This window comes from Mycobacteroides franklinii, assembly GCF_001853795.1.
In the GTDB taxonomy this organism is placed as follows: domain Bacteria; phylum Actinomycetota; class Actinomycetes; order Mycobacteriales; family Mycobacteriaceae; genus Mycobacterium; species Mycobacterium franklinii.
Map to the genome: position 1 here is coordinate 1548466 of NZ_MLIK01000019.1, position 13258 is coordinate 1561723.

At 64.8% G+C, this 13258-nt stretch carries 11 protein-coding genes and 8 tRNA genes; 18 read left to right on the forward strand and 1 reads right to left on the reverse strand.

The window, feature by feature from the left end:
- Positions 1-62 precede the first annotated feature (62 nt).
- The 10 genes from BKG76_RS15030 (at position 63) to BKG76_RS15075 (ending at position 3152) form a co-directional block, all read left to right on the forward strand.
- Positions 63-1430, forward strand: a complete 1368-nt coding sequence (locus BKG76_RS15030) for a L,D-transpeptidase (RefSeq protein ID WP_070938332.1) — start codon at positions 63-65, stop codon at positions 1428-1430.
- 437 nt (positions 1431-1867) lie between these two features.
- A tRNA-Leu gene (locus BKG76_RS15035) sits at positions 1868-1951 on the forward strand.
- A gap of 83 nt (positions 1952-2034) precedes the next feature.
- Positions 2035-2517, forward strand: a complete 483-nt coding sequence (locus tag BKG76_RS15040) for an HNH endonuclease (protein WP_070938333.1) — start codon at positions 2035-2037, stop codon at positions 2515-2517.
- A gap of 17 nt (positions 2518-2534) precedes the next feature.
- A tRNA-Asn gene (locus tag BKG76_RS15045) sits at positions 2535-2606 on the forward strand.
- Positions 2607-2647: 41 nt separating this feature from the next.
- A tRNA-Gln gene (locus BKG76_RS15050) sits at positions 2648-2719 on the forward strand.
- Between the two features lie 39 nt (positions 2720-2758).
- Positions 2759-2832: transfer RNA gene (locus BKG76_RS15055), tRNA-His, on the forward strand.
- A gap of 2 nt (positions 2833-2834) precedes the next feature.
- Positions 2835-2907: transfer RNA gene (locus BKG76_RS15060), tRNA-Arg, on the forward strand.
- A 14-nt stretch (positions 2908-2921) separates the two neighbouring features.
- Positions 2922-2993: transfer RNA gene (locus BKG76_RS15065), tRNA-Arg, on the forward strand.
- Between the two features lie 8 nt (positions 2994-3001).
- Positions 3002-3073 (forward strand) — tRNA-Thr (locus BKG76_RS15070).
- Positions 3074-3079: 6 nt separating this feature from the next.
- Positions 3080-3152, forward strand: a tRNA-Arg gene (locus BKG76_RS15075).
- Between the two features lie 79 nt (positions 3153-3231).
- On the opposite strand, the gene BKG76_RS15080 is transcribed toward BKG76_RS15075, so the two are convergent.
- Positions 3232-3981: an SDR family oxidoreductase gene (locus BKG76_RS15080; protein ID WP_070939256.1), complete on the reverse strand. Its 750-nt coding sequence runs from the start codon at positions 3979-3981 to the stop codon at positions 3232-3234.
- A 297-nt stretch (positions 3982-4278) separates the two neighbouring features.
- Between BKG76_RS15080 and BKG76_RS15085 the strand changes: the two genes are divergently transcribed.
- The 8 genes from BKG76_RS15085 (at position 4279) to BKG76_RS15120 (ending at position 13253) form a co-directional block, all read left to right on the forward strand.
- Complete coding sequence (locus BKG76_RS15085) at positions 4279-5517, forward strand: ROK family transcriptional regulator (RefSeq protein ID WP_070938334.1); 1239 nt, start codon at positions 4279-4281, stop codon at positions 5515-5517.
- A gap of 100 nt (positions 5518-5617) precedes the next feature.
- A complete protein-coding gene (locus BKG76_RS15090) occupies positions 5618-6079 on the forward strand; it encodes an SRPBCC family protein (RefSeq protein WP_070939257.1) in 462 nt (153 codons plus the stop codon).
- A 64-nt stretch (positions 6080-6143) separates the two neighbouring features.
- Positions 6144-7475 (forward strand): D-inositol-3-phosphate glycosyltransferase, encoded by a 1332-nt coding sequence (mshA, locus tag BKG76_RS15095; protein WP_070938335.1) that lies wholly within the window; start codon positions 6144-6146, stop codon positions 7473-7475.
- Positions 7472-7975 carry a type III secretion system chaperone family protein gene (locus BKG76_RS15100; RefSeq protein WP_070938336.1) on the forward strand — a complete coding sequence of 168 codons (504 nt, stop codon included), beginning with the start codon at positions 7472-7474 and terminating at the stop codon, positions 7973-7975. The genes mshA and BKG76_RS15100 overlap by 4 nt, the downstream gene beginning before the upstream one ends.
- Before the next feature lie 67 nt (positions 7976-8042).
- Complete coding sequence (locus BKG76_RS15105; protein ID WP_070938337.1) at positions 8043-9617, forward strand: AMP-binding protein; 1575 nt, start codon at positions 8043-8045, stop codon at positions 9615-9617.
- A gap of 52 nt (positions 9618-9669) precedes the next feature.
- A complete protein-coding gene (locus BKG76_RS15110; RefSeq protein ID WP_070938338.1) occupies positions 9670-10224 on the forward strand; it encodes a pyridoxamine 5'-phosphate oxidase family protein in 555 nt (184 codons plus the stop codon).
- A gap of 123 nt (positions 10225-10347) precedes the next feature.
- Complete coding sequence (locus tag BKG76_RS15115; RefSeq protein ID WP_070938339.1) at positions 10348-11232, forward strand: SDR family NAD(P)-dependent oxidoreductase; 885 nt, start codon at positions 10348-10350, stop codon at positions 11230-11232.
- The gene (locus BKG76_RS15120; protein ID WP_070938340.1) at positions 11232-13253 is read left to right on the forward strand and encodes a flavin-containing monooxygenase; all 2022 of its coding nucleotides are present in this window, start codon (positions 11232-11234) and stop codon (positions 13251-13253) included. Before BKG76_RS15115 ends, BKG76_RS15120 begins: the two co-directional genes overlap by 1 nt.
- The last annotated feature ends 5 nt before the right edge of the window (positions 13254-13258 follow it).

Genomic DNA, 13258 nt, shown 5'->3' on the forward strand with positions numbered 1-13258 from the left:
CGGGGTGTGATCCTGGTCGGGCTGGGCGAAGCTGTCCGCGACGGCCCGTATCGTTGGGTGTCGTGAAGTACCCCAGACCAGATCTCCGTGATGCGCTGACGCGGCGACGCGCGCTCACGATTTTGGGTCTGACGGTGCCCGCTGTTGCTGCGGCCTGCACGACCGTCGGCTCGAACGCACCCGAAGAGGCCCCGTCGCCGGGAGCCTCCCTCACCTTCCTGCCTGATGACAAGGCCAAGGACGTCAACCCGACGGCGCCGGTCAGTGTGACGGTGGCCAATGGCTGGTTCCAGGACGTGAAGCTGGTCAACGCGGACGGCAAGGTTGTCGCCGGAGTGCTCAGCCGCGACCAGACGAGGTTCCACACCACCGAACCGCTCGGATTCGATGTGACCTACACCTGGAAGGGTTCGGCGGTGGGTCTGGACGGCAAGGCCGTCGCGGTGTCCGGCGCGTTCACCACCTTGGTTCCGACGGCGAAGGTCAATGGCCAGTTCCAGCTCGCCGACGGGCAGACGGTGGGTATCGCTGCCCCCGTCATCATCCAGTTCGATGCGCATATCGCGGACAAGGCCGCGGTGGAGCGGTCGCTGAGCATCACCTGCGATCCGCCCACCGAAGGTGGTTGGGCCTGGTTGCCCGACGAGGCGCAGGGCTCCCGGGTGCATTGGCGGTCCCGCGAATACTTCAAGGCCGGCACCAAGGTCGACGTGAAGGCCAATCTCTATGGAATTCCCTTCGGTGACGGTGCGTTCGGCAACGAGGACATGTCCCTGGACTTCAGCGTGGGGCGGCGCCAGGTTGTTTATGCCGATGCGCAGAGTCACCGCATTCGGGTGACCACCGACGAGGGCACCATCCTGGACCTGCCGTGTAGCTACGGTGAGGCAGATCTGCCGCGCAACGTCACCCGCAGTGGAATTCACGTTGTCACGGAGAAGTACCAGGACTTCTGGATGTCCAACCCGGCGGCCGGTTACACCAACGTGCACGAACGCTTCGCGGTTCGAATCTCGAACAACGGCGAGTTCATCCACGCTAATCCGAACACCACTGGACAACAGGGCAATACGAACGTCACCAACGGCTGTATCAATTTGTCGTTGGGTGATGCCGAGTCGTACTTCCGTACTGCCATGTACGGCGATCCCGTTGAGGTGACCGGTACCTCGATCGAGCTGTCGTACGCCGACGGCGACCTGTGGGACTGGGTGGTGGATTGGCCGACCTGGCAGTCGATGTCGGCGCTTCCCTCGAATCCGAAGGAACGAACCGTCACATCGTCGCCGACGACAACGACTTCATCGATCCCGACGACCGTCCCGCTGACCCCGTCGGGTGCGCCGACACTCTCGGGGACGCCGACGTCAGCGCCGTCGACCACGTCGGGCGCACCATCGCTCTCGGCCACACCGACGACGACGCGCTGATAGCTCTGCGCGCAGAAAAACCATGTCGCCCAGCCGATGATGGCTGGTACCGTCACGCCTATGTCCGCACAGTTCCATGATGAGCAGATTGCCGGGATGCGCCTAGCATCGCCGGTTGTTTCGTCGTGGTCGCAGCGACTTACCGCTCAGCAGGCGGGCGGAAGATCCGGTGGCGGGCGATCGCCGGCCAACGATTCTCATGAATATCTCAACCTTTTGATTTGCGTTGCTAGGAATGTCGCCCGACATTCCTAGAGTTGAGTGCGCTCAAAACTGCTGAACTACAACGTATTAATCGAAATTAATGGGGTTTACATCGGCCCATCGCCGATGCACGATTGTTTGCGATGCGGCTATCGAGGCTGCGTTGATCACCCGCCGAATTCCGGAAGTGGTTGTGCTGCAGTTTATTTGATAAATCCATAGTGGTGGCATATGCGTCCGTGGCGAAACTGGGATACGCGCTGGATTCAGACTCCAGTGCCCGAACGGGCATGCAGGTTCGACTCCTGCCGGACGTACGCACATGTGTCGATGGGGGTTCACGTCTCGCCCGCGCGACGCAGCCGACGACCAATCGACCAAGGAAAGGGGGTACGCGGCAATGTCAACTTTGATGGCCAACCAAACCGTGCAGTTCTGTAACGCCGATTACCGCGTACTGCAACAGATTCCGTGGCAGCACGCGATCAAGCTGATTCTCAAGGGGGTTGTGTACTCCATCGACACCCACCGCCCCGCGGTGCACGTGCGCAGTGCATCGCTGGTCATCGAGCTGCCGGTCTCGATCGCACTGCGTGAGTACGTGTACATCCCGTACACCTCACAAAATCGCGTCAGCCGGGTGGGAGTGCTGCGGCGCGACGGCTACACCTGTGTGTACTGCGGAGCCTGGGCCGACACGTGGGATCACGTCCTGCCGCGGTCACGTGGGGGAGTCGACTCATGGCTCAACACGGTCGCGGCTTGCCGGGACTGCAACGGGTTCAAGGGCGACCGCACTCCGCAGGAGGCCGGGATGACGCTCATGCGTGAGCCTTTCAAGCCGAAGGAGCGCGAGAGATTCACCTACGCCATGGCTCCGTAGGCGCCCCACCAGCGCTTTCCCCGGTTGGTTAATCGGTAAACCGGCGGATTGTTAATCCGTGACTGCAGGTTCGAATCCTGCTCGGGGAGCGCGGTGGTGCAGGTTCGAATCGCTCCGCACGTACCAACAATGCCTTGTGGGGTAATCGGTAGCCCGCCGGACTTTGAATCCGGGAGTTCAGGTTCGAGTCCTGGCGAGGCAGCGAACCGGAGACCGTTCGAATCCCTTCCACCTCGACATGGCGGCCGTGGTGTAGCGGAAACACAGCGGTCTGTGACTCCGCAGTCGAGGGTTCAACCCCCTCCGGTCGCCCCAATGCCCCTGTAGCGCAAGGGATAGCGCACCGGTTTCCGGAACCGGAGGTTGTGGGTTCGAGCCCCGCCAGGGGCGCCGAACGACGCTACGCCCCTGTAGCTCAACGGACAGAGTGACGGCCTACGAAGCCGTGGATGGAAGTTCGATTCTTCCCGGGGGGTACCACCATGCCGGATTAGCTCAACAGGAAGAGCGCCTGTCTTGTAACCAGGTGAAGCGGGTTCGAGTCCTGCATTCGGCTCCGCATGCCTTCGTAGCTCAACGGACAGAGCGGCGAGTTTCTACCTCGCGCGGTGCGGGTTCGATTCCTGCCGGAGGCGCTGGCTTTTGTGTTCGGTGTTCGGTCATGACCGAACACCGAACACAAGGCAATGTGTGGTCCAGGAAGGTCCGAACCTCTTACTGACGCGTCGCCCTGCGGGTAGACGAGGCCTGATCCCGCGGCTTGACCACAATCTGGTCCAGGTTGACGTGCGGCGGCCGCGACGCGACGAAGGCAATGATCTCGGCGACATCCTCGGCCACCAGGGGTGTGATTCCTCGGTACACCGCGTCGGCGCGGTCCTGGTCGCCGTCGAAGCGGACCACCGAGAACTCCGTCTCCACCGCGCCCGGCGCGACCTCGGTGAGCCGCACCGGCTTTCCGAGAAGCTCACCGCGCAATGTGCGATGCAGCGCCGCCTGAGCGTGCTTGGCGGATGTGTATCCGCTGCCGCCGTCGTAGACGTCGAGTGCGGCGATGGATGTGATGGTGACAATGAGCCCGTCGCCGGAGGCAATCAGCTTGGGCAGCAGCGCGCGGGTCACCTGCAGGGTGCCCACCACATTGGTTTCCCACATCCAGCGCCAGTGCTCCAGATCCGCTTCCAACACCGGCTCCAGGCCCCACGCGCCGCCGGCGTTGTTGATCAGCACATCCACCCGGTCCAGGCTCTGCGCAAGGGCCGCAACCGAATCGGCATCGGTGACATCGAGCACAACCGCGGTGCCCCCGATTTCATCGGCGAGAGCCTTGACGCGGTCTTCTCGACGCGCCGCGACGACGACGTGAAACCCAAGGGCAGCAAGTGATTTAGCGGTGGCCGCGCCGATTCCGGAGCTGGCGCCGGTGACGACCGCGACCCGGCCGTCGAACGTGGGATTGGTCATGGTCGCCACTGTAGTCAGAAGTCCTACTAGGACATCGGCTCGTAGGGATGCTAAATTTCGCCTGTGTCCAACACGCGTGCCGCCGAACCCCGGGTCACTTTTGTGATCGCGGGTATTGGTTCTCGGCTGCCGCTGGCTCGCGAGCTGTGTTGTCGCTGCGTCTGTCGCTGCGCCTGATTTCTGCGTCTTTCTTGACGTCTCGGGCGTGGTATCGCCCCAGTTCACAACACCAAAAGCCACCTGTAGCCCGTGTTTCAGCCCTCGCCTGAATCCGGCCCCCGCCAAAGGACCCATCTCATGACTGCTCCGGTTCGCCGACCTGTTTCCCGCCACCAGATTCACCCGCCCGCCCTGTACATCGGCGATAGCGCCGCGTCCTCGGTCTTCCGCGCCGCCCGTGTGCGCGGACCCGTCGCCCGCGACGCAATTGCCCAGGTCACGGGCCTTTCCATCGCTACCGTCAACCGGCAGGTCACGGCGTTACTGGACGCCGGACTGCTGCGTGAACGCGCCGACCTCGCGGTTTCGGGCGCCATCGGCCGTCCACGGGTGCCCGTGGAGCTCAACCACGAGCCGTTCCTGACCCTGGGCATCCACATAGGTGCCCGCGCCACCAGCATCGTGGCGACCGACCTGTTCGGGCGGACCCTGGACGTGGTGGAAACTCCCACGCCAAACGGTCCGCAAGGCGCCGCGCTGGCGTCCCTGGCCGGCAGCGCGCAGCGCTACCTGGCCCGTTGGCACCGCCGCCGGCCGCTGTGGGTAGGTGTAGCCACCGGTGGTGTGGTCGACGGACCGGCCGGGACGGTGGATCACCCGCGTTTGGGCTGGACCGAGGCCCCGGTGGGCCGGGTCTTCGCCGACACCCTGGGTCTGCCGGTATCGGTGGCCTCGCACGTGGACGCGATGGCCGGTGCCGAGCTGCTGCTGGGACTGCGCCGCTTCGCGGCCCGCTCCTTGACGAGCTTGTACGTATACGCCCGTGAGACAGTCGGTTTCGCGCTTGCCATCGATGGACGGGTGCACAGCCCATCCAGCGGGCCGGGAACCATCGCGGCGCTGCCGGTTGATTCCGAATTACTCGGCGGCACCGGCAAGTTGGAGACCACCGTCAGTGATGAGGCGGTGCTGGCCGCGGCACGCAAGCTTCGCATCGTGCCCGCCGGTGAGGGGGTCTCGGTGAGTGCCGTGTACAAGGCCGCGCGCGGCGGCAACGAGTCTGCGCGCCAACTGCTTTCCGAACGCGGGCGCGTTTTGGGCCAGTCGGTGGCGTTGTTGCGGGACATCCTCAACCCCGACGAGGTGATCGTCGGTGGTCAGGCCTTCACCGAGTACCCCGAAGTGATGAATGATGTCGAGATCGCGTTCCTGGACCGATCAACGTTGTCCAAGCGCGATATTCGGGTCACAGCCTTCGGGAACCGGGTGCAAGAGGCCGGCGCCGGTGTGGTGTCGCTGGGCGGGCTGTTCGCCGATCCATTGGGTGCCATGCGGCGGGCATCGGCGCGCCGCGGCGAGGCCTCCGCACTCGCCTGAGGCTCTGAGCTGCACCGAGCGTGAAGCCATGGCGGGGTTTCCGATGGTTTTCCGCCATGGCTTCACACTCGGCGAAGGCAAAAGTGATAAGGATGTGCACATGACGCATATCCATCACGTCTCCTCCGCAAAGGTGCCCATGGCATACGCCTTCGACTACGTCAGCGATGCGCACCATCTGGCGGATTGGATGTTCGGGATCGAGCACGTTCGTTTCGTCAACGACGTGTCACGCGGCCTCGGCGCCAAGTACGACATTGCCATCAACCTCGGCGCCACCTTGCGGTCGACCATCGAGGTAACCGGGTGGGACCCGGACACCCTGTTCACCACCGAGTCGCGTTCGGGGATCGACAACCAGATCGAGTGTCGCTTCCGGCCCACCTCCGACGACGAAACCGAGCTGGAGATCAACATCGACTACCGACTGCCCGGTGGGCTTGCCGGGCGCGCGCTCGGCAAGGTCATTTCGCCGTTCATCTCCCTGGCCATCACGCATTCGGACGAGAAGCTGCGCAAGATCCTCGAAGAGGGATACCGGCAGGAGATCAGGTCACGCTGACACTCAAACCGCTGGTAGCGAGGCTGCGCGTCGACCGTCTGTGGGTAAGTGACAAGATGGCTGTGTGCTTAGTGGCGATGAGTTCGCGCGCCGGGCGGTTGCGGCGCTGAAGCCGCGCCGCATCGCCGTCCTATCCGTACACACCTCACCACTGGCTCAGCCGGGTACCGGCGATGCCGGCGGTATGAACGTCTACGTGCTGCAGACGGCACTTCAGCTGGCCCGTCGGGGTGTCGCCGTCGACATCTTCACCCGTGCCACCGCGTCGTCCGACGAGCCGGTGGTGACCGTCGCCGATGGGGTGACGGTGCGCAATATCGTCGCCGGCCCCTTCGAGGGCTTGGACAAGTACGACCTGCCCACCCAGCTGTGCGCATTCACCGCCGGGGTGCTGCGGGCCGAGGCGATCCACGAGCCCGGCTACTACAACCTGGTTCACTCGCACTACTGGCTCTCGGGCCAGGCAGGCTGGCTGGCCCGCGATCGTTGGGGTGTTCCGCTGGTGCACACCGCGCACACGCTGGCCGCCGTCAAGAACCAGACCCTGGCCGAGGGGGACCGCCCGGAGCCCGCGTTGCGCGCCGTGGGTGAGCAGCAGGTGGTCGATGAGGCCGACCGGCTCATCGTCAACACCAAAGATGAGGCCAAGCAACTGGTTTCGATACATAACGCGGACCCTGGGCGCATCGATATCGTCCATCCCGGCGTCGACCTGGATGTGTTCACTCCCGGCGACAAGGCTGCCGCCCGCGCCGAATTCGGCCTGCGGGCCGATGAGCAGGTGGTGGCCTTCGTCGGGCGCATCCAGCCGCTGAAGGCTCCCGATCTGTTGGTCCGCGCCGCCGAGCGGCTGCCCGGGGTTCGGGTTCTGATTGTCGGCGGGCCGTCGGGCAGTGGTCTCGACGAGCCGACGGCGCTGCAGGATCTCGCCGTGGACCTCGGGATCGCCGACCGGGTCACCTTCTTGCCTCCGCAGACGCGAGAAAGGCTCGCCCAGGTCTATCGGGCGGCCGATATCGTTGCGGTGCCGAGTCATTCGGAGTCCTTCGGGTTGGTGGCCATCGAGGCGCAGGCGTGCGGTACCCCGGTGGTGGCGGCTGCGGTGGGCGGTCTGCCGGTCGCGGTTGCCGACGAACGCACCGGTCTGCTGGTGCCGACTCATCGCACCGAGGACTGGGCGGATGCGATCGGGAGCTTGTTGGCGCGTACGGGATCCGGCCTCAGCCGGGCGGCCGTACAACATGCCGAGGGCTTCTCCTGGTCCAGCACCGCGGACTCATTGCTGTCGAGCTACAGCCGTGCCATCGCCGATTACCGTGCGCCACAAAGGCCCTCCACGCAGCGAGCACCTCGTTCGCGTTTCCGGGCGCGCCGGCTGTCGGGGCTGCGGCGATGACGACAGCCGAAGGGGCCTACGCCACCATCGTGCGGACGCTCGTCGAGCGGGAAGTCGCCTTCACCGAACACCACGGGCCCGATGGCAAGCCCTCGCTCATCGTGGAGCTGCCCGGCGAACGCAAGCAGAAGATCACCACGATGCTCAGCCCCGGTGAGCACGCCGTGCGCATCGAGGTGTTCGTCTGCCGTCGTCCCGACGAGAACACCGAGGGTGTGTACCGGTACCTGCTCAAACGCAACCGCCGGTTGTACGCCGTCGCGTACACGATCGACAACACCGGCGATATCTATCTGGTGGGCCGCCTGCCGCTGCCCGCGATCACCCCCGAGGAGATCGACAGGCTGCTCGGGCAGGTGCTGGAAGCCGTGGACGGCGACTTCAACGTCCTGCTGGAATTGGGGTTCAAGACGTCCATCCAGAAGGAATGGGCCTGGCGAACTTCGCGGGGAGAGTCGCTGAAGAATCTCGAGGCGTTCGAGCACCTCATCGAGGACTAGACCGTCCTCGATGGTGGAGGCGAGGACTCTGAGCAGGGACTAGACGCGGCGTGCAAGACTGTCCGGCGTGACCTTCCGAAGCCCGCTGCCCGACGTTTCGATTCCCGAGTGCTCTGTCTACGAGTACGTGTTTGGCGATAAAAGCGAAGACGACGGTCGCATCGCGCTGATCGATGGGCTTTCGGGCGCGCAGACCACCTTCGGCGAGCTGCGCTCTCAGGTTGACGCAGCCGCGGCGGGGCTGGCCGACCGCGGTTTCGGCCTGGGGGATGTCGCGGCGGTCTTCCTGCCCAACTGCTCGACCTTCGCCGTCGTACTGCACGGCATCCTGCGTGCGGGCGGCACCGCGAGCACGGTCAACGTGTTGTACACCGCCGAGGAACTCGCCAAGCAGCTCGCCGACTCCAAGGCTCAGCTCATCTTCACGGTCTCGCCGCTGCTGTCCCGCGCGCTGGAGGCCGCCGAGATCGCCGGGGTCGATGCCGCCAACGTGATCACCATCGATCCCGTGGAAGGACACCTGTCGCTGGCCGACATCGTGCGGCCCGACCTCGCGCCGCCGCAGATCTCCTTTGACCCGGCAACGCATTTGGCGGTGCTGCCGTACTCGTCGGGAACCACCGGCAAGGCCAAGGGCGTGATGCTCACCCATCGCAACCTGGTCGCCAATATCGCCCAGGCCAAGCACCTCTATGGGGTAGAGCGAGGCGACCGGGTGCTGGCCGTCCTGCCGTTCTTCCATATCTACGGACTGGTGGTGCTGCTCAATGTGCAGCTCAAGCTGGGCGCCGAGCTGATCATCCTGCCGCGCTTCGAGCTCGACACCTTCCTGGGCTCTATCGCCAACTACCGTGTGGACCACGTCTTCGTGGCGCCCCCGGTGGCGGTGGTGCTGGCCAAGCATCCGGATGTCGACAAGTACGACGTGTCCTGCCTGCGTTCGGTGTTCTCGGGCGCCGCGCCGTTGGACGAGCAGCTGGGCAATGCGGTTGCCGCACGCCTCAATTGCCGCGTGAGCCAGGGCTATGGCATGACCGAGCTGAGCCCGGTCAGCCACCTCATTCCGCCGAACCGTCCCGATATCCCACTCAACTCGGTGGGTATCCCGGTCCCGAATTCCGAGAACAAGCTCATCGACACCGAAACCGGTGCGGAGATCGATATTCCGGCCGAGGGCGAAAGTGCGCCGGGAGAGCTGCTGGTACGCGGGCCCAACGTGATGGCCGGCTACCTCGGCAACGACGAAGCCACCGCCGCGACGATCGAGCCCGACGGGTTCCTGCATACCGGTGATATCGCGGTGGTGCGCGCCGACGGGGTGGTGACGATCGTCGACCGGCTCAAGGAGCTCATCAAGTACAAGGGCTACCAGGTGCCCCCCGCCGAGCTGGAGGCGCTGCTGCTGACCCATCCGGGTATCGGCGATGCGGCTGTTATCGGGGTACCCGATCCCTCCAGCGGCGAGATCCCCAAGGCCTTCGTGGTGCGCACCGATGCTGACCTCACCGACGAGGCGGTGATGACCTTCATCGAGCAGAAGGTGGCTCCACACAAGCGGATTCGGCAGGTCGAGTTCATCGACGCGATTCCCAAGAGCGCTGCGGGCAAGATCCTGCGCAAAGATCTGCGCACCCGCATCTGACCCTCCGGAATCCGCTGGCGGATTGTCGGGCCCCGGTGGCACGCTGGACCGCATGGGTCTTGTGTACGAGGAGATCGACGACAAACTCGCTCGATGGCTGACCGATCAGCCGGTGTTCTTCGTGGGCACCGCGCCCAGTGGCTCGGACGGGCACGTCAACGTGTCTCCCAAGGGGATGGCCGGGACCTTTGCGGTGCTGGGGCCGAACCAGGTGGGTTATCTGGACTATTTCGGCAGCGGCGCGGAGACCATCGCACATGTGCGCGACAACGGGCGCATCGTGCTGATGTTCTGTTCATTCGACAAGCGGTGCCGCATCATTCGGTTACACGGCCAGGCGCGCGTGGTGCAGTTCAACGAACCCGAGTATCCACAACTGCGTGCGAATTTCTCCAAGAAACTCGAAAAAGGTGCTCGCTCAATCATTTTGGTTGACGTCACGCGGGTGGCTGACTCGTGCGGGTACTCGGTTCCGCTGATGGACTTCGTGGGGCATCGTGACGTGTACGAAAAACATGTTGCGAAAGTGCCCGAGGAGAAGTTGACCCTGCAGAGCGCGCTGGAAAACAACGGCAGCTCGATCGATGGACTGACCGCGCTGCGTTAGCCACCGCGCGGGACTACTAACCCGACATTGATCTCGCCGCACCCTTGACAAGCGGCCGGGCGTGCCACACGCTTGATTTACGTTTACATGTCATGCGTAAGCGACAAGCGAAGGGTGATGCCAATGACGGCACCCGACGCGGGAGCCTACCCGCGCCGACGTCCGAAGATCAGCTACGGAGCGAGTGCGGTGGTGACCGGTGCGGGCAGCGGCATCGGCCGCGCCTTCGCCCAGACGCTCGCCGCACGCGGCAGCCGCGTCGTCTGCGCTGACATCGACCTGGGCCGGGCACAGGAGACCGTCGAGATGATCGGCGGCGGCCAAGCCCGCGCGGTGTCCTGCGACGTCACCTCGTACGAGCAGGTCAGTGAACTGGCCAGGGTGTCCGAGAACTGGTTGGGCCGGCCCGCGGACCTGGTGATCAACAACGCCGGGATCGGCACCGGCGGACTGCCGGTGGGCACGATGTCGATGTCCGATTGGGAGAGCACCCTGGACATCAACCTCTGGGGCGTCATCTACGGCTGCCAGGTGTTCACTCCGCTGCTGCGTGAGCAACGTTTCGGCGGCATCATCAACGTCGCCTCGGCTGCGAGCTTCGCTGCCGCACCCATGATGGCCGCCTACAACGTGAGCAAGGCGGGCGTGCTGGCGCTATCGGAGACACTGTCCGCCGAACTGAGTGGCTCCGGAATCAAGGTCACGGTGCTGTGCCCGACGTTCGTCAAGACCAACATCGTCAGCGACGGCCGCATCAGCGGTTCGGTCAGCGGTCTTGCCGCCTCGGTGATGAAGTACACCGGTGTCTCGCCGGAACGGATCGCGCGCGGCACGCTCGATGCGCACGATCGCGGACGGTTCTACGTCGTCCCGCAGCTCGACGCCAAACTCGTGTGGCACCTCAAACGGCATACCCCAAACCCCTACCGCTGGGGTGCGGGCCTGATCGGCCGGCTGATGCCGTCGCCGGTTGACGCCAAAGAACTACTCGGCGCGGATGTGCGGTGATGACCATGCATGCAGATGTCGCCATCGTCGGGGCCGGATTCACCGGGTTGAGTGTGGCCGCCGGGTTGAAGCGTGCCGGCATCCACAACTTCGTGGTGCTGGATCGTGGCGAGGCGCGGGCCGGCACCTGGCGTGACGACACTGTCCGGCTGTTCGATCTGGGCAAGCATGTGCGTCTCGGGCAGAAAGTGTCCGCGCTTGTCTACGACGAGGTCGATGGGCGCTGGAACGTTGACATCGCTGGGGGAGAAGACCTGTCGGTGAGATCGGTGGTGCTGGCCATCGGCTCGCGATCAGAAGCAGATCCGACGGTTCCCGGTATGGAGGCCTATACCGGGACGGTCGTGCGAGGCCAGGAGTTCAGAGACGTTGTCCTGGCCGGTAAGCGGGTAGCTGTGGTCGGCAACGGCGCCGCCGCAGCTACCTTGCTTCCCGAGATCGTGCGAGAGGCGGCCTCTGTCAAGCTCTTCCAAAGCTCCCCGGACTGGATACTGCCGCGCCGGGAGTCTCGCACTGCCCGTCTTCTGGTGAAGGTTCCGGCGGTCAGGGATGCGGCGCGACAGGCGTGGTTCGCGGGACGGCGCCCCCAGCGTGCGGGCATCCTCGAGCTGCTGGCGCGAAACAATCTTCGTCAGCACATCGAAGATCCCTGGACGCGCCGACAGCTCACGCCGTTGCCACTGACCGGGCGTCCCAACGTGGTGGTCGCCGACGAGTTCTACACCGCGCTGCAGGCACCCAATTGCACATTGATCACCTGGCCCCTCGCGCGCTTCAGCGCCGCAGGAATCCGGAGTGTCGAAGGCATTGAACATCATTGCGATGTGATCGTTTTCGCGTCGGCGCCCGAGGAGATGGCGGCATCGAGAATCCCGGTGACGGGAATCGGCCGTCGCGAGATGCCCGAGCTGGACGATATTTCGCTGGCGGGGTTCCCGAATCTCTTCCAGGCAGAGTCTCCCCGCCGACAGCCGGGCAGGGATGCTGTGCAGCGGGTGCGCAGCCGGGTGGACAAGGTGACCGCGCGGGTCAAGTGTGCGATACGCCCCGACCTGAGCGCGGCTGTGCAGCCCGCGTCCCGGCGCACCCGGGCGACAGCGGCACTGACCGGATTGGCGCTGCGTCCGGTGTTCAATCGGGTACGGCTCAACAGGTTTGGGGTCGCCGCGGCACGCAGCGTCGTCGCCGGGACCATGGCGGCCGGTAGTCCGATGCCTGACGATGTGAGGATATCGCGGGTCAGAGAACGCGATCTGCGCGGCGAGTGGGTGCACACCGCCAACAGCGATCCCGATGGCCCGATCCTGTTCTACATTCACGGCAGCGGATACGTGGTGTGCTCGCCCCGGACACATCGCAGGCTGGTGGCGCGACTGTCCCGGGCCACCGGGTTGCCCGCCTTCAGTCTCGATTACCGGCTGGCGCCGGAGCACCCCTTCCCGGCGGCGGCCGATGACGTACGCGTGGCCTACCAGTGGCTTCTCGAGAAGGGGTACGCCGCCAAAGACATTGTGATCGCCGGTGACTCGGCGGGCGGGCACCTCGCGGTGGACCTCATCGCGGAGAACCATCGGCTCGGGGTACCGCAACCGGGAGCGATGGTGCTGTTCTCACCGCTGATGGATCTCACGCTGGGGATGTCGGCCGAACGCGAACGTGATGCCCCGGACCCGATCATCTCCGCTGCCGCCGCACGGCGTCTTGTGGACATGTACACGCAGGGGCGGGACGAGGGCGATCCTCGGCTGCGGGTCTCTCTGGTACCGGGAACACGGGTGCCGCCCACACTGATTCAGGTAGGTGGCCGGGAGATGATGGCCGCCGACGCCGAACATCTCGAACTCATGATCACCCGTGCCGGTGGGCATTGTGAACTGCAGGTATGGCCGGGGCAGATCCACGTGTTTCAGGCGCTCCCGCGGTTCAGCACCGAGGCCGGAGCCGCCATGCGTGCGGCAGGGGGATTTGTCACCCAGACCCTCGCTGACCACGTCGAAATCACCACCGCGCAGTCCGCATAAGGAGG

Coding starts and splice junctions, on each gene's coding strand:
- BKG76_RS15100 (WP_070938336.1), top strand. CDS start 7,472: ATGACGACAGCCGAAGGGGCCTACGCCACCATCGTGCGGACGCTCGTC.
- BKG76_RS15120 (WP_070938340.1), top strand. CDS start 11,232: ATGACCATGCATGCAGATGTCGCCATCGTCGGGGCCGGATTCACCGGG.
- BKG76_RS15040 (WP_070938333.1), top strand. CDS start 2,035: ATGTCAACTTTGATGGCCAACCAAACCGTGCAGTTCTGTAACGCCGAT.
- BKG76_RS15110 (WP_070938338.1), top strand. CDS start 9,670: ATGGGTCTTGTGTACGAGGAGATCGACGACAAACTCGCTCGATGGCTG.
- BKG76_RS15085 (WP_070938334.1), top strand. CDS start 4,279: ATGACTGCTCCGGTTCGCCGACCTGTTTCCCGCCACCAGATTCACCCG.
- BKG76_RS15090 (WP_070939257.1), top strand. CDS start 5,618: ATGACGCATATCCATCACGTCTCCTCCGCAAAGGTGCCCATGGCATAC.
- BKG76_RS15080 (WP_070939256.1), bottom strand. CDS start 3,981: ATGACCAATCCCACGTTCGACGGCCGGGTCGCGGTCGTCACCGGCGCC.
- BKG76_RS15115 (WP_070938339.1), top strand. CDS start 10,348: ATGACGGCACCCGACGCGGGAGCCTACCCGCGCCGACGTCCGAAGATC.